Origin of the sequence: Exiguobacterium sp. s192 (assembly GCF_018618795.1) — a bacterium.
Taxonomy (GTDB): Bacteria; Bacillota; Bacilli; order Exiguobacteriales; family Exiguobacteriaceae; genus Exiguobacterium_A; species Exiguobacterium_A undae.
On record NZ_JACSMS010000005.1, the window covers coordinates 26,040 to 42,148 of the forward strand.

Annotated in this window: 14 protein-coding genes; 7 read left to right on the forward strand and 7 right to left on the reverse strand. The window is 48.8% G+C overall.

Annotation, left to right across the window (positions count from 1 at the left end; all coding sequences use genetic code 11):
* Positions 1–155 precede the first annotated feature (155 nt).
* The gene (locus KNP87_RS09860) at positions 156–1,085 is read right to left on the reverse strand and encodes a DMT family transporter (RefSeq protein WP_026833798.1); all 930 of its coding nucleotides are present in this window, start codon (positions 1,083–1,085) and stop codon (positions 156–158) included.
* A gap of 186 nt (positions 1,086–1,271) precedes the next feature.
* Between KNP87_RS09860 and KNP87_RS09865 the strand changes: the two genes are divergently transcribed.
* On the forward strand, positions 1,272–3,221 hold the full coding sequence (locus KNP87_RS09865; RefSeq protein ID WP_026833799.1) for a heavy metal translocating P-type ATPase: 1,950 nt from the start codon (positions 1,272–1,274) through the stop codon (positions 3,219–3,221).
* A gap of 70 nt (positions 3,222–3,291) precedes the next feature.
* On the opposite strand, the gene KNP87_RS09870 is transcribed toward KNP87_RS09865, so the two are convergent.
* The 4 genes from KNP87_RS09870 to KNP87_RS09885 all read right to left on the reverse strand — a co-directional run bounded on the left by KNP87_RS09870 (position 3,292) and on the right by KNP87_RS09885 (position 6,722).
* Positions 3,292–4,200: a YihY/virulence factor BrkB family protein gene (locus tag KNP87_RS09870; protein ID WP_028106890.1), complete on the reverse strand. Its 909-nt coding sequence runs from the start codon at positions 4,198–4,200 to the stop codon at positions 3,292–3,294.
* Between the two features lie 87 nt (positions 4,201–4,287).
* Positions 4,288–4,713, reverse strand: a complete 426-nt coding sequence (locus tag KNP87_RS09875; protein WP_026833801.1) for an NUDIX hydrolase — start codon at positions 4,711–4,713, stop codon at positions 4,288–4,290.
* A 34-nt stretch (positions 4,714–4,747) separates the two neighbouring features.
* Positions 4,748–5,659 (reverse strand): guanosine-inosine kinase, encoded by a 912-nt coding sequence (locus KNP87_RS09880; protein WP_026833802.1) that lies wholly within the window; start codon positions 5,657–5,659, stop codon positions 4,748–4,750.
* A 169-nt stretch (positions 5,660–5,828) separates the two neighbouring features.
* A complete protein-coding gene (locus KNP87_RS09885; RefSeq protein ID WP_119923739.1) occupies positions 5,829–6,722 on the reverse strand; it encodes a 1,4-dihydroxy-2-naphthoate polyprenyltransferase in 894 nt (297 codons plus the stop codon).
* Positions 6,723–6,882: 160 nt separating this feature from the next.
* On the opposite strand from KNP87_RS09885, the gene KNP87_RS09890 reads away from it, so the two are divergent.
* From KNP87_RS09890 to menC, 6 genes are all read left to right on the forward strand, one after another.
* A complete protein-coding gene (locus KNP87_RS09890) occupies positions 6,883–8,262 on the forward strand; it encodes an isochorismate synthase (protein WP_214721551.1) in 1,380 nt (459 codons plus the stop codon).
* Positions 8,252–9,898, forward strand: coding sequence for a 2-succinyl-5-enolpyruvyl-6-hydroxy-3-cyclohexene-1-carboxylic-acid synthase (gene menD / locus KNP87_RS09895; protein ID WP_214721552.1), 1,647 nt, complete (start codon positions 8,252–8,254; stop codon positions 9,896–9,898). The genes KNP87_RS09890 and menD overlap by 11 nt, the downstream gene beginning before the upstream one ends.
* Positions 9,895–10,674: a 2-succinyl-6-hydroxy-2,4-cyclohexadiene-1-carboxylate synthase gene (gene menH / locus KNP87_RS09900; protein WP_214721553.1), complete on the forward strand. Its 780-nt coding sequence runs from the start codon at positions 9,895–9,897 to the stop codon at positions 10,672–10,674. Before menD ends, menH begins: the two co-directional genes overlap by 4 nt.
* A gap of 14 nt (positions 10,675–10,688) precedes the next feature.
* Positions 10,689–11,513, forward strand: a complete 825-nt coding sequence (gene menB, locus KNP87_RS09905; RefSeq protein ID WP_026833807.1) for a 1,4-dihydroxy-2-naphthoyl-CoA synthase — start codon at positions 10,689–10,691, stop codon at positions 11,511–11,513.
* Between the two features lie 71 nt (positions 11,514–11,584).
* Entirely contained in the window at positions 11,585–12,958 is a 1,374-nt protein-coding gene (menE, locus tag KNP87_RS09910; RefSeq protein ID WP_214721554.1) for an o-succinylbenzoate--CoA ligase, read from the forward strand.
* Entirely contained in the window at positions 12,955–14,028 is a 1,074-nt protein-coding gene (gene menC / locus KNP87_RS09915) for an o-succinylbenzoate synthase (RefSeq protein ID WP_214721555.1), read from the forward strand. Before menE ends, menC begins: the two co-directional genes overlap by 4 nt.
* A 73-nt stretch (positions 14,029–14,101) precedes the next feature.
* Here the strand turns inward: menC and map are convergent, their stop codons facing one another.
* Complete coding sequence (gene map, locus KNP87_RS09920; RefSeq protein ID WP_369877630.1) at positions 14,102–14,848, reverse strand: type I methionyl aminopeptidase; 747 nt, start codon at positions 14,846–14,848, stop codon at positions 14,102–14,104.
* Positions 14,849–14,862: 14 nt separating this feature from the next.
* Positions 14,863–16,053: an EAL-associated domain-containing protein gene (locus tag KNP87_RS09925; protein WP_214721556.1), complete on the reverse strand. Its 1,191-nt coding sequence runs from the start codon at positions 16,051–16,053 to the stop codon at positions 14,863–14,865.
* Positions 16,054–16,109 lie beyond the last annotated feature (56 nt).

Sequence of the window (16,109 nt, forward strand, 5' to 3'; positions counted from 1 at the left end):
ATCTCCTCTCGTTTTTTGGTTGCACTAGCCTTTTTGGCAAGGCCGAATCGGTGGTTTATGACCGTACAGAAAAAGCCGAACAAGTCGGCTTAAGCAACAAACGATTAAAAATAACAGATTGATTGAGACTATTTTTGCACGATTCAGAATCTTCGTCAACTCCGCTTTTGAAACCAAACCGGAAGATAAGTCGAAACCAAAATACCGGCGACGACAAACAATAAACCGATGAACGCCTGCGGTGGAATCGATTCACCGAGAATCAGCGCCGACAACGTCACGCCGAAAATCGGGACAAAAAACATGAACAAAGAAACACGACTGACTGGATTATATTTCATCAGCAAGTTCCACAATGTGAAACCGGTCGCTGACAAAAATGCCAAATACAGCAGCATCCATGCCGACGTACTCGTGAAGGTAAACGGGAACCACTCCCCGTTCATTACCGCACCGACGATGAATAAGCCAATTGATCCAATGACCATCGCCCAACCGGTCATCGGCGCGACCGGATAACTCGCTGAATATTCCTTTGCGACCAAATTCCCGAAAGCACCGGAAATCATCGCTAAAATCAGTAAAATCTCTCCGACGCCAAACGTTACACCGGCTGACCCTTGCGGCCAGTTCGCCAGGATGACCCCTGTGAACCCTAAAAACAAAGCCAGGCCCTTAAATCGATTCAACCGGTCATCTTCATAACGGAAATGTGCGAGCAACATTTGAAAGAAGGAAGTCGATCCTGCGATGATCGATCCCTGCACCCCGGTCGACAATGAAAGGCCGATATAGAAAAAGACATATTGAAGAAAAGTCAGGAAGAAACCCAGACGGCTGTAAGCAAGCGTCCGATTTTTTAACGTGATGGGTTGTTTAAACACCAACACACTGACAATCAGCAATAGGACACCGGCTAAAAAGAAGCGGTAACTCGCAAACAAGAGTTGCTCCCCATATTCTGTCGAGGCGATTGCGAGCAAGTCATAACTTTTTTTAATGAAGGGAAAGGCACTTCCCCAGAGGAAGGTCGTCACTAATGCGAGGGCAACCATACCAAATCGATCGGTCAATATTTTTTTCATTTTTGCTGTTTCCTTTCCTGTTCCTTTTTGCTTGGGCATGGTATAGTTAGTCTACAGATAATAATTATTATAATCTAGCGACAATGAAACTCATTATCATTGATGAGGAAACGTTGGTAATAAACATTCTCATTGTTTTGATATAGTGATTTCATTTCTCATTTAGAACTTGAAAGGAGTTTTTATATGACTACCTCTACTACTACCGATATCCAGCAACGATCTGCTGTTCGTCATGCTTGGGAAGAACATCACGAATTGATTTTAGCACTCTTTAGCGGAATATTGATTTTAATTGCTTACACCCTCGAAAAAGTAAGTGTACCCGCTGCAGCGTATGTCACGCTTTATCTTTCCGCTTACGTCATCGGCGGATATGCGAAAGCAAAAGAAGGATTAACCGAAACCTATCAGGATAAAACGCTGAACGTCGAATTGTTGATGATTTTAGCAGCGATTGGGGCAGCGGCCATCGGTTACTGGATGGAAGGCGCGATCTTAATTTTCATCTTCGCCCTGTCCGGCGCCCTCGAGACTTACACAATGAACAAAAATGAACGTGCTCTTCAAAGTTTGATGTCCTTGCAACCGGAAGAAGCAACCCGGTTAAATGCCGACGGGAAACTCGAAGTGGTTGGCCTTGAACAGTTGTCGGTCGGAAATATCGTCTACGTTCGTCCGGGTGAACGCATTCCGGTCGACGGCACGATCATCCGCGGTCAAGCCGCGATTGAAGAAGCCTCGATCACCGGTGAATCCATTCCGGTTGAAAAACAAGCCGGTGATACGGTCTACAATTCAACGGTCAATATGAACGGTGTCTTGACGATTGAAATGACAAAAGCGGCTGATGAATCGTTGTTCCAAAAAATCATCCATATGGTACAAAATGCACAAAGCGAACAGTCACCCTCCGCCCAGTTCATTGAACGGTTCGAAAGTCGTTACGTCAAAATTGTCTTACTCGTCGTCGCGCTGATGATGGTCGTTCCCCACTATGTCGTCGGTTGGTCGTTTGAGACAAGCATCTACCGGGCAATGATTTTACTTGTCGTAGCTTCACCTTGTGCCCTTGTCGCTTCCATCACTCCAGCCGCCTTATCCGCCATCGCTGCTTCTGCCCGCAACGGTGTCTTGTTCAAAGGTGGGGCGCACATCGAGACGCTTGGTCAAGTCGATACAATCGTCTTTGATAAAACGGGGACACTCACGACAGGCAAACCGATCGTGACAGAAAGCCATTACGCTGACGGAATCGATTCCGTCACTTTAAAACAAGCCGTCGCATCGATTGAAGCCCAATCCAACCATCCATTGGCGCAAGCGATCGTGACCCATTTAAAAGCCGATGTCATTGAGCCTTCCGCCTTCAAGGACGTTACAGGGTTCGGGATTGAAGCGACCGTGTCCGGCATCACCTACCGGATCGGTAAATATGCCTTCCATGAAGGATTACATGATCCGTTTGCTTCCATGGAGCAGTCGTTAAAAGAGCAAGGCAACACGATGGTCTACGTCAGCAACGGGGAATCGATCATCGCCCTGTATGCCTTACGGGATACGATTCGTCCGGAAGCGAAGGCAGCCATCACTTCCCTCAATTCACTCGGTATCACGACGATCATGTTGACGGGAGACAATCCGGTCACTGCCGCTGCCATCGCCAAAGAAGCCGGATTAAGCGATTACGTCGCAGAATGTCTGCCGGAAGATAAAGTCCGTTACATCAAGCAATATCAAACGGACGGAAAAACAGTCGCGATGGTTGGGGACGGCATCAATGATGCCCCTGCCTTGGCACTTGCTCACGTCGGAATTGCAATGGGTGAAGGAACAGATGCAGCACTCGAAACGGCAGACGTCGTGCTGATGAAAAACGATTTAGGCCGTTTAGCATACGCGGTCAATAAAGCACGCAAGATGAACCGTGTCGTCAAACAGAACATCACGCTTGCCATCAGTGTCATCCTCCTGTTGATCATCTCGAATTTTTCACAATTCCTGATCATGCCGTTTGCTGTCGTAGGTCATGAAGGATCGACGATTTTAGTCATCCTCAACGGATTACGACTTTTACAAAAAGATACACCGCTTCCACACGCCCCTGCTTCGTTTTCCAAACAAGCAGCGGCTTAATACAAAAAAGCATCCGCCATCGATAAACCGATGTCGGATGCTTTTTTGTGAGCAGTCGTTGAAGCGTCTCTTAACCAAACGTATTGGTCGGAATCGAATCCAGATCCGCTTGTTCTTTCAGACGTTTTTCTTCCATCTTTTTCGGATCCGCCTTTTTCATAAAACGTTCCCACGAAGCATTGAGCTCCGAACCCAGTAAGATGATCAATCCGGTAAAGTATAACCACAATAAGACGATGACGACACTACCAAGTGATCCGTACGTCTGATTGTAATTGGAGAAGTTCGATACGTAAAAACCAAAACCGACTGATAAGAGCTGCCAGACGATAACGCCAAACACGGCACCAGGAATCGCTTGTTTAAAGGTAATCGGTCGTTTAGGTGCGACCCGGTAAAAGATTGAGAGGATAAAAATCAACAAGATGGTTGAAATCGTATACCGTAACACGGTCAACAGGATTTTCTGTCCCATATCAATCGGGAGGACAAAATTGGCCAGATAACTGATGATCGGTCCGCCCAAAACGTTTAACACGATCAGTAACAACATCCCGATTCCGAGAATGATCGTTAACACCAAAGCAATTCCTCGCGCTGCGACAAATCCACGTGGTGAAAAATCTCCGTAAGCATGGTTTGCTGTCGTAATCAGACGATCTACCCCTTTAGAAGCCGACCAGATCGCAAGGATTGCCCCGATTGACAAGAGACCTCCCTGCGGTTCTTTGATTGCTTGGAAGATGACATCCGTAAAGGTGTTGACCGATCCACCCGGTGCCAGATCACGAATTTGTGATTCAAGCGTCTGCTGGTCAATATCAAAGAAAGATAATACCGAAATAACAAAAATAATGCCTGGAAAAATGGATAAGAACCAGTAATATGCCAACGTACCCGCATAGTCCGTAATGTTGTGATCAGACATGCGTTGCTTCAAATTAAGTACTAAACCTTTAGTGTCCCGCGTATGCGCCATCGTCATCTCTCCTTCATAAAAAAGAGGCAGTCCAGGACCACCTCATTGTCTTAATATACTTTTTCCCTGTTTGTTTTAACTAAAACCTCAATTATCCTCCAGCTGGATATCGTAGAATCGTTCTGTCATGGCCGTCAATTCCCGGACAAGTGTTGCCGGTCGGACCGGTAAATCCGACAATTCCTTCCGGCTGATCCAGAGTGGCGTATAACCGGAAGAATCATCCTCGAACTCTTCACCTGTTCCGGTCCCGAATACGCCGCCTGTCATCTTCGCCCAGTAATACGGATTATCGAGTCCGTTGAACTTTACAACCGCCGCGATTCCTTCGAGTTGGACGTCTACTCCCAACTCTTCATGCGCTTCCCGAATCGCGGTTTCTTCGAGCGTCGCGCCCGTCTCTACCCCGCCACCCGGAAACACATAGTAGGTTTGACCGGGTTTATCCCGGCGAATCAAGGCGACTTCATCCGCTTCATTGATTAAGATAATGGCACTTCGTTGAATTGGCATTGCGTTGTCTCCCATCACATGATGATTTGAGGACTCAACGAATCGTCTCCAGCATTTCAGGAATCAATCCATTTTCCGTCGATGCGATGACTTGTGCGGCAACCTTCATACCGAGCTTCAAGGCGTCCTCTGCTTGTTTCGAGTCCGTCAGTTCGGAGAGTACAGCGGAAAAGAACGAATCCCCCGCACCTGTTGAGTCCACTACTTTCACTTTTTTTGTTCCGACATGGCCCGACGTCGCCGTGCGACGGTCGACGTAAACGGCACCGAGTTCGCTCATCGTGACGACCGTAAACGGTGCTCCTTTTTTCGCCAGTTCGTTTGCAACATGAATCGCATCCTCGACCGTCACAATCGACAAGTCAGATAAGATTTCGGCTTCTTCCCGACTGCAGATGAATCCTGTGAATCCTTGCAGCAAGTGCCGGTTTCGTTCGATGACGCTGAGGTGACCACATACGCCGTACAGCGGTAATTCCATTTTGCGACAGAGATGAATCAAACGTTCGAGGACTGTAACGGATAAGTCCAAATCGATTGCCACCGCGTCTACCCCATCCAAGGCATAGACCGATTGACGAAGAATCGCTTCTTCCAACAACTTAGCATCTGGTTGCTTCGAAATCGATGTTTGCAGATCTCCTTCGTTATCCATTACCGCAAGCCACATGCCCATACCATGGTCTTCCAGCATTTCTACATGATCAACGTTTGCTCCGTATGATTTCAGTTCTTCGAGAACTCCTACACCAATCTGGTCGTTCGTAACCGTCGAGATAAAGCGAACATCATTTCCAAGGACAGCAAGATTCTGCGCCACATTCCGACCCGTACCACCGTTCGAAAAGCTGATGTCCCCGACGTTTTTGGCATCCTTATGCAAGGGAGCGAACGAAGTTCCTTTTATGTCGACGAATACTTTCCCGATTACCGCAATTTTATTCATTTCTGTTCCACCTCTAAAAAAATTTCATGAACCCTGATGTTGCATGAACGTTTCAGGCACATTGCTTCAATTATAGTAAAATTTCAAATGCGTTACAACCAATCGAATCAGACGATGAGCACGAAAAAAACCTCTTTCCGTTTCAGGAAAAAGGTTTTCAGAGTTTTCATTATAAGTTGGAAATCGTTAAGCTGATTGCAAGCAACAGACCAAAAATCGTATTGACCTTGCCCGTTTGCGCCATTCCCGGCATCAGTTCCTGCGGCGGTAAATCCCGCCAGAACAATTTCACGGCTTTGATCATCAACGGAATGCTTAAGAGAGCAAGCAATGCCCACCAGGTGACATTAAAAATCATCACTGCAGCCATCAAGGACAGAACCGCAGCAGCGAAAAAGCCAATCAAGACATAAACAGCTTTTTGATGACCGACAAGACACGCAATCGTTTTTCTTCCATTCACCTTGTCGTTATCCAAATCGCGGATGTTGTTTGCGAGTAAGATGGAACCGATCAAGATGGCGACCGGAATCGAGATGGCGACTGCTTCTGTCGGGACATAACCGATTTGCAGATAGGCGGAAATCGCAATGATGACATACCCCATGAAGAAACCGGCGACGACCTCCCCAAACGGCGTATAGGCAATCGGTAACGGTCCTCCCGTATAAATATAACCGACGAACATCGAAATGATGCCGATCAAGAGCAACCACCACGTGGTCTCCAGACAAAGATAAATACCGAGTAAGGCCGAGATGGCATAGAGCGACAAAGCGAATGCTAAAATCGTCCCCGGTTTAAATCCGTCCCGAACGATGGATCCTCCAATCCCGACTGACTCTTCCGTGTCGAGTCCACGTTTATAGTCATAATATTCATTAAATAAGTTCGTAGCAATCTGAATCAGCATCGACGCGATCAACATCGCAAAAAACAGATCCATCCGCAACGACTCGATTCGTGGTGCGACGATGGCTGTTCCGACAACGACAGGTACAAAACTCGCCGTCAGTGTATGCGGTCGTGTCATTCGCCAATATACAGCGATTGATTTATTCATATAATAAACCCCTTTCCTGTCTAAGTGTATCGGGTTTCGTTTTTTACTGTCAATGCTCAATCGGAGATAGCTTATTCCTTCTTTTTTTCGGGTAAAAAGTTTACACTTAGAATAAGTGAAACGTATCACAGTATCTATAGACTAGGGGGCAATGAGCGGTATGGCTTACGCTCAACAAGAGCTTAAACAATGTATTGAACAAGCCGTCGGTCATGCCAATGCATACCAACGAGCTATAATCGCCTCATATTCATGGCAAGTCGAGGCACAAGACGTCAGCACACTGACATTTGGGACACAAGAACGTTTTTATTTTACGACACCGGATCGGTCCATGCGTGCAATTGGTTTTGGCATCGCACAACAATTGAAGACTTCCGGACATGACCGTTTTTTACGGATGCAATCGAAGTGGGCAACCTTGAACCGGGATCATGTCGGGAACGATTTGTTTGCCTTTTGCGGATTTTCGTTCGCTGAACTGAAGCAACCGGACTATCGTTGGTCTGCTTTCGGGGAAGCGTCGATGACGATTCCGAAATTTTTATATCTGGAGCAAGACGGGCATACGACCGTAACGATTTTCGCGTTTGTCGAACCGCAGTCTAACGCGGAAAAGATTCTGAATCAATTGGCCGTCGAATATGCGGAGCTGCATACACCGAAATCTAGCCAGTTCGTTACACGCATTCGTTTGACCCGTGACGGAAACGATGCGTTCGAAGCGTCTTTCCATCAAGCGACACAACTGTTAAAAACGACCTTAAAAAAGATCGTGTTAGCCCGGGAAGTCGTTTATGAATTAGATCAACCCGTCGATCTGGCCGGACTTGTTCAAGAGCTTGAATCATCACAGCCCGGCAGCTATATCTTTTTCTTTCAGCCGACACTGGAAGAAGCCTTCCTTGGAGCCACGCCGGAACGTTTGATTCTAAAAACCGGTCAGGAAATTCAAACGGCGGCTGTTGCCGGTTCAGCTCCGCGCCACGAGTTGGAGCAGACGGATTACGCGCTTGGACAAACGCTCTTACAGGACGATAAAAACCGAGTCGAACATGCGATTGTCGTTGATTCCATCGAACAGACGTTGCGCGGACTTTCGACGCGATTCGAAAAACCCGAGCAACCGATGTTGTTGAAAAACCGCCATATCCAACATCTGTATACGCCGATTACTGCCAGCCTTTCACCTGAAGTCAGTCTGTTTCAGCTGATTGAAAAACTTCATCCGACTCCTGCCTTGGGCGGCGAGCCGAAGGAAGCAGCTGTTGCGGCAATCCGGGACATCGAGACGTTTGAGCGCGGATGGTACGGTTCACCGGTTGGTTGGATGGACGGTGCGGAAAACGGTGAATTCATCGTTGCGATTCGGTCAGGTCTGTTTACGGACCGCTCTGCTGTTTTGTATGCCGGTTGCGGCCTTGTCGAAGGGTCACGCCTGCAGAGTGAACTCGAAGAAACCGGAACAAAATTATCACCAATGCTGCAAGCACTTTCGCAACTCTGTACCATAGAAAAGGATGATGTTTATGTTGACTAAATGGGTGCATACATTAATCGATAATCTAGTCCGCAGCGGAGTCCGTGATTTCGTCATCAGTCCGGGATCACGTTCGACGCCGCTTGCGATCGCTGCTTTTCTTCACCCGTCTAGCCGCACCCACGTCCTCGTTGACGAACGGTCGGCTAGTTTTTTTGCTTTGGGATTGACGCGAACTGACGACGCGTTGCGTCCTGTCGCCTTGATTTGTACGAGCGGTACCGCTGCAACCAACTATTATTCTGCCGTGACGGAAGCCAATATCTTTGAGTTGCCCTTAATCGTCCTCACGGCCGATCGCCCCCACGAATTACGCGGGGTCGGAGCTCCTCAAGCCATCGATCAGGTTGGTTTATACGGCAAACAGGTCCGTCACGCTTTTGATCTACCCTTGCCGGAAGAAGCAGGACTCACGTACGTCCAACACGTCGCGCGACGCGCTGCGTTGCTTGCGATGACAGAACCGGCTGGTCCTGTTCAGATCAACGTCCCTCTTCGCGAACCGTTGATTCCGGAATTGGACCTGTTACAGACTGGCCAATCCGTCGGGCGTCCATTACGTGCTATCGCTCCGTCGCTCTCAGAGGAATTGAGTGAAATTTTATCAATTCCACGTCTTTTGATTGTCATCGGACCTCAACTTTCAGCAACGGATACACAATTCATTCTGGATTACGCGGAACGTTCGCATATTCCCGTCCTCGCTGACCCGCTCAGTCAAGGCCGTCAGTCTTCGTATGCGACCGTTTTCGGGTATTATGACACGTGGTTAAAAGATGAAACCGTTCAACAGAAAGCCCGCCCGGAACATATTTTGCGTTTTGGAGCGATGCCGACGTCAAAACCATACCTGCTGTGGTCAAAGGACATCCCGACGACCGTTGTCGGGCATCCGGGAAATTGGCGTGATCCCCAGTTGCATGCTGAATTTTTAAGCGGTCACCCGAGTCAGCTTCAAGCGATGCCGGAGACGGCGCATGATATCTCGTATCTGCGTACGCTGCAAGCAGCAGAACAGACTGTCGCAGTCGTCTTTGAGACACTGGATACCGAACAATTGACGGAGTACAACGTCGTGCGTGCCCTTGATGTATTGACGCAAGGCAGTCTGTTCGTCTCGAACAGCATGCCGATTCGTGATTTGGACACCTTCTTACCGACCGGCACTCCACTCCGGATTCTTGCGAATCGAGGAGCGAATGGCATTGACGGTATCGTGTCGAGTGCACTTGGTGCGACGTATGATGCCGACCATCGCTACTTATTAGTCGGGGATCTGGCGTTCATCCATGACATCAACGGCTTGATGATGGCGCGGACGCGACCGATGACGATTTTGTTGATCAACAACACAGGTGGTGGGATTTTTAACTTCCTCCCCCAGCAAACGTTGGATCCGGCCGTCTTTGAACCGCTTTTCGGAACGGCACAAGAACTGGATTTCCGTCATCTGGCTTCCGGCTATGGTGTCGACTATCAACTGATTTCCTCAATTCCGGATTTAAAGACTGCCTTGCAGACTACTCCGGTCGCGACACGCATTCTTGAAATCCGAACCGACCGTCCGGAAAACGTCCGCTTACACCGTCGCATTTGGGAGCTGACGAACCAAGCCTTGCAGGAGCGCTTCCAATGAAGCTTCGCCAACACGATTATCATGTAGAGATCACAGGCGCAGGACCACCGCTTTTGCTGTTGCACGGTTTCACGGGAAGCAGCGCGACCTGGTCCGACTTGAGCATCCGTTTGGCGTCGCATTATACGGTCTACCGAATCGATTTACTTGGACATGGCCGGACGAAGATGGCTTCTTATCAACGCATGCGTCTGACCGCGCAGGTGAAGGACTTAGACGCTTTGCTCGCTACACGGACCGAACCATGGACCGTCTTAGGCTATTCGATGGGCGGGCGGATCGCTTTGATGCTTGCCGTCACGTCACATCGTGTCCAGCAAACAATTGCCGTCAGCACGACCCCTGGTCTTCGTTCTGCCGCTGAACGGCAACTCCGGCGCCAAGGTGATCGAGTGCTTGCTCAACGTTTGATGACGGATGGGCTTGCCGCATTCATCGACTACTGGGAATCGATCCCGCTTTTTGCAAGTCAGCAGCACCTGCCGATCGAAACACGACGACGCATTCGCAACAGCCGTCTGACCCAGTCCGCTGAAGGTCTGGCCGCTTCGCTCGTCGCACAAGGTACCGGAAATATGCCTTCCGTCTGGCAGTGGGTCAACCATCCGTCAATTGAATGGATTGTCGGTGCGGAAGACGAAAAATTTAAAAGGATCGCGTTCGAAGCTGCTTCACCCGAAAAAATTCATGTAATTCCCGGAGCATCACACGCCCCACATATCGACCAACCGGAAAAGTTTGTTACAATGGTAGAGAAACTACTCTTAATTAATTAAATGGGGGAATTGAAATGAGATACGTTCCAGAATGGGCAGCTGCCCGTAGTTACGAAGACATCAAGTATGAAAAATGGAATGGGATCGCCAAGATCACGATCAACCGTCCTGAAGTACGGAATGCTTTCCGTCCACAAACCGTCCATGAATTAATCGATGCATTTTCACGGGCACGCGATGATCAAAATGTCGGTGTCATCGTCTTGACTGGTGAAGGTGATCTGGCGTTCTGTTCAGGCGGCGACCAAAAGGTCCGCGGTCATGGCGGATACGTCGGCGAAGATGAAATCCCGCGTCTGAACGTCCTTGATTTACAACGTCTGATTCGTGTCATCCCGAAACCGGTCATCGCAATGGTTGCAGGATATGCCATCGGTGGCGGACATGTCCTTCACCTTGTATGTGATTTGACGATTGCAGCAGACAACGCTAAATTTGGACAAACTGGTCCTAAAGTTGGTTCGTTTGATGCTGGATACGGTTCTGGTTACCTCGCCCGCGTCGTTGGTCATAAAAAAGCGCGTGAAATCTGGTACCTCTGCCGTCAATACGATGCACAACAAGCACTCGACATGGGGCTCGTCAACACAGTCGTGCCACTCGCTGACCTCGAGCAAGAAACCATCCAATGGTGTTCTGAAATCCTTCAGCATTCACCAACGGCACTCCGTTTCTTAAAAGCGGCATTCAATGCCGATTCAGATGGTCTTGCGGGTATCCAACAATTAGCAGGTGATGCGACATTGTTGTACTACACGACAGATGAAGCAAAAGAAGGACGCGATGCGTTTAAAGAAAAACGTGATCCTGACTTCGGACAGTTTCCACGATTCCCATAATACAAAAAAGGTTCAATGTCGAAAGACTTGAACCTTTTTCGTATCATCATCCAGAAAGGACGTGACGTTTTTTGTACCCTTGGATTTATACCCGCGCCAAAGAACAGCCGGATGATCCGGCACTGATCACCGACACCGAACGTTTGACCTGGTCCGCGCTTTACACGAAAGCCCATCAATTGGCCAGCTCCTGGGCACTTCTTCTCTCAAGAGGTGACCGGATTGCCTTGTACGGCCCCTCAAGCACTGCCTACATCATCGCCATCCATGCGGCGCAGTTACTTGAATTAACAATCGTTCCAATCAACATTCGGCTCAGTCAGACGGAAGTGAACGCCCAGTTGAAACGCGCGGACGTTAAATACGTCATCTCGGATCGTCTCCTCGATTCGACGGTCAAACGTCTGCCGTTTCAAGCGACGCGTCAAGCACCTGATATTCTGGTGCGTCACATGCCGAAACATTACATTCAATCCATGTTGTTTACGAGCGGAACGACGGGACAACCAAAAGCCGTCGAACAGACGATGCTCAATCATTTTTCGAGTGCGATGAACGCTGCCCGTCATATCGGTTCGTTGCCTGACGATCGTTTTCTCGTCGTCACGCCGCTTTTCCATATGAGCGGCTTAGCCGTCGTCTACCGGTCCGTGATTTATGGTGCTCCACTCATCCTGGAACCCCATTTTTCACCGAACAAGACCATTCACTGGATCAAAACGGAAGCCGTCACGCACATCTCGCTTGTCTCCGTTATGTTGGACCGGTTACTCGAAGCAGGATTACGCCGTTATGATTTACGCGTCGTCTTGACCGGGGGTGGTCCTGTTCCATTACCGATTCTGACCCGCGCACTAGACCGCGGTATTCCTGTCATGCAGACATATGGGATGACCGAAACGGCTTCACAAATCGCCACGCTTTTGCCGGAAGATGCGATTCGAAAAATCGGCTCTGCCGGCAAAGCCATTGCCCCGACAGAAATCCGCATCACCCGTTATCAGGAAATCGAAGTCAAGGGACCGACTGTCATGAACGGCTATTTCGCAAATTCAGATGCGACTGCGGCTGCCTTTACACCTGACGGTTATCTAAAAACAGGAGACCTTGGACGGATTGATCCAGAAGGTTACTTGTATGTACTCGACAGACGGAGTGATTTAATCATTTCCGGTGGCGAAAATGTTTATCCGGCAGAAGTCGAAGCTGCGTTACTGTCGATTTCAGGCGTCACGGAAGCTGGGGTCGTCGGCCGCTTTGATCCGACATGGGGGCAGGTGCCGGTCGCATTCATCGTCAGCACGTTGGAAGAAGCATCCGTCCGGCAACAGATGGAGCGCTTAGTCGCCAAATACAAATGTCCGGTCGCCTATATTTACCGTGATACATTACCGCGCAATGCGAACGGCAAGCTGATCCGCCGTCAGTTAAAGGACTCGTTATGAAGATCGAACTCCGACACGCTGAACTATTTGATGTCCGTTTGACGTTCCGGCAACCGATGCACACAGCGATTTCGACCTTGGCGGAACGGCAGACGACGATTCTCCGTCTGACCGACCAGGAAGGACGGATCGGCTACGGGGAAGGTGTCGCATTCGATACACCTTGGTATACAGCCGAAACACAAGCCTCACTGCGTGCTTTGTCGCCGTTGCTTTACCGTCTGCTCAGCGCACAGCCCCTCTCTGCCCCGGCAGATGTCACAGAACGCTTCCGGTCCATTCAAGGCAATCAAATGGCAAAAGCAATGTTTGACGGAGCCGTCTACGAATTATTTGCGCAAGCTCAAGAACAATCGCTCGCCTCCTATCTCGGCGGCGATGAGCAACAAACGATTCCGTGTGGAAAGGCACTCGGCCGTTCCTCGGCCGTCGCGACAGTTGATGCAGTCGGACAGGCGCTTGCAGACGGCTTTGGACGCATCAAGCTGAAGCTTGCCCCAACAGATACGCATATTTTGGAACACGTCCGAACGGCGTTTCCGCAGGCACCGTTGATGTTTGATGCGAATGGAAGTTTTCAATTATCCGACCTCCCTGTCCTTCAAACATGGGATACGTTCTCGTTGGTCATGATGGAGCAACTGTTTCCGGCAAATGACTGGTTACGTCATCAACAGGCTGCTTCTTTGCTGAAGACACCACTTTGTCTGGATGAATCGATTCACACGACACAAGATGCTGCATTGATGCAGACCTTACAAGCAGGTCACATCATCAACATCAAACCGGCTCGCCTCGGTGGTTTGACGACAGCGCTAGAAGTCCGACAGATGTCCCCTTACTGGTTAGGCGGCATGTTCGAAAGTGGCATTGGACGACGACAAACGCTGGCATTCGCCACTTTGCCCGGTCTCGCCTATCCAATCGATATGGCTGGCACCGATCAGTATTTCGTCGAAGATCTGCTTGAACACGACTACGTCGTCGAAAACGGAAGCATCCGCTATCAAGAGCATCCCGTTTCGCTCGAACGCCTCCATCGTCTGAGTCAATCCCGTCTTATTTTGTAACGAAAAAGAGCAACGGATCCGTCTTCACTGGACTCCGCTGCTCTTTTTCTTTTCCCCGATGAAAAGTTCGTGCTTAATCGACTTTCGTCAAAATTTCATAGCCGTCTTTTAAAACGATGACACTATGCTCAAACTGAGACACAAGGCTTTTGTTTGGTGTATATAAAGTCCATCCATCCTTTTCATCTTCCATACAGAATTCGTCTCCTGTCGAGATGAACGTTTCGACAGCGATGACTTGCCCTTCTTTGAGAAGGTCATTTTCTTCGCGGCTGAAATAGTTCGAAATCGATTCCGGTTCCCCGTGCAAGGTTTTACCTAATCCGTGACCTGCCAGGTTACGAATGACAGTAAATCCACTTTTCCGTGTTTCTGCATAAATCGCTTTACCGATCTGATTGACCTTTGTTCCGGCCTTGACCTTCTCCAACCCTTTTTCGAGCGCCGACAGAGAGACTTCGACTAAGCGAACGTCTTCCGGACGACGTGCTTGCCCCGCAATGACCGTTTTTCCCGTATCGGAATAATAGCCATTCTTGACGGCTGAGACATCGACATTGACGATATCCCCTTCTTGAATGACATACGCGCCAGGAATCCCGTGCGCTGCCACTTCGTTGACGCTGATACATGTCGCACCCGGAAAGTCGTACATGACGATTGGCGCCGATTCGGCACCATGTTCTTTAAGTATACGCGCACCAATCTCATCTAATTCTTTTGTCGTGATTCCCGGTGTGACTGCCTTTGCCATCTCATCGCGTGCAATCGCAACAATCCGTCCAATTTCGCGTAACGCTTCATAATCATAATCTAACATCATTCATTTCCTCCTCATTCACTTAGTCGTGCTTGATATAGGTATTCGGCTGAAATATCAGCAAATAGAAACATACCGTTATTCAGTGGCATACTGAACGTCCGTGTTTGTTCGCCCGAACTAAAATCGACATATCGATCAGACAGGTAACCAGTATGACGTCGTTCCATCGCCACTGTCGTCCGGATGAAATACGGTCGAAAACTCCAGTTGTATCCTCGATAGAAGGAGTACCGTTTCCAGTCCCCGCTCTTTTTACTGATATTCGACGATTGTTGGAAGCCATTGGCATCCGTAATATAAAACCGGATGAATTCAGGTTCCATTTTCTTCGCCAACATCAACAGCCAATCATCAAGTGCTTCATCTGGTTTGACTGTCTGGCAATATTCATTAAAGCGAATCGTCCAGTCTTGCTCGAGTTGAAACAACCGGTTCATCTGTTCCCGGTCATATTTGTAAAACATCGGTACCTCATGAAGAAGAATCTCCATGCCGGGACATGTCGTCACCCAGTTCGGCGTCGTTTCGCCCAACAGATTCCCCATGTAGTACCGCCCACCATGCTGCCAGGCATACCGCAATTGCCCAAGGTGGCTGATGTTTTTATAAAGTAATGGTGCCCCGAGTTGATCACAGAGATGTTCCATCGTCTGTAACAGGTGGGGGTAACTGGCGGAAACCGTTTTTTTCTCGATCATCGATGCTAAATCGACGATCAGCATGTCCGGTGACATCGAAAACACCCGTTCGAGACTTGTCGCTTCCGCCCGGTCGAGTGCCACTTTCAGACCGGAATTCTGATAGTAGGCGACGATTCGACCAAGACGGTCAAAATCATCCACTTGCACGTCGGTTAATGTGACATACAACCGTTCTTCCGGAAAATCAATTTGCGCATCACGTAAGATACTCAAGAAATCTTCTCCACCGTTCTCAAACAACCAAGCCGGTCGGCAACGGATCAAGACAAAAGAATGTGCATCGGCTGGCACTTTTTGAAACGCATGCCGGATGACGTGACTCATCACTTCCAATTGATACTCAATCGGAACGTCATCTTCTTGAAAAAATGGTTTTAATGGTTCTCCACGGAAATGTGACTGAATTTCATACCCTTCTACTTTAAAAGGCGCCGCACCAACGATTGGTTGGAACCAGGCCTCAATCTGTTCGGGATGAACAATGACATCTAATGCATCCATTCTGCTCCCCCCTCTTCTCTTGTTCCATCTTATCAAAAAAAGAACCTCTCTGTAAT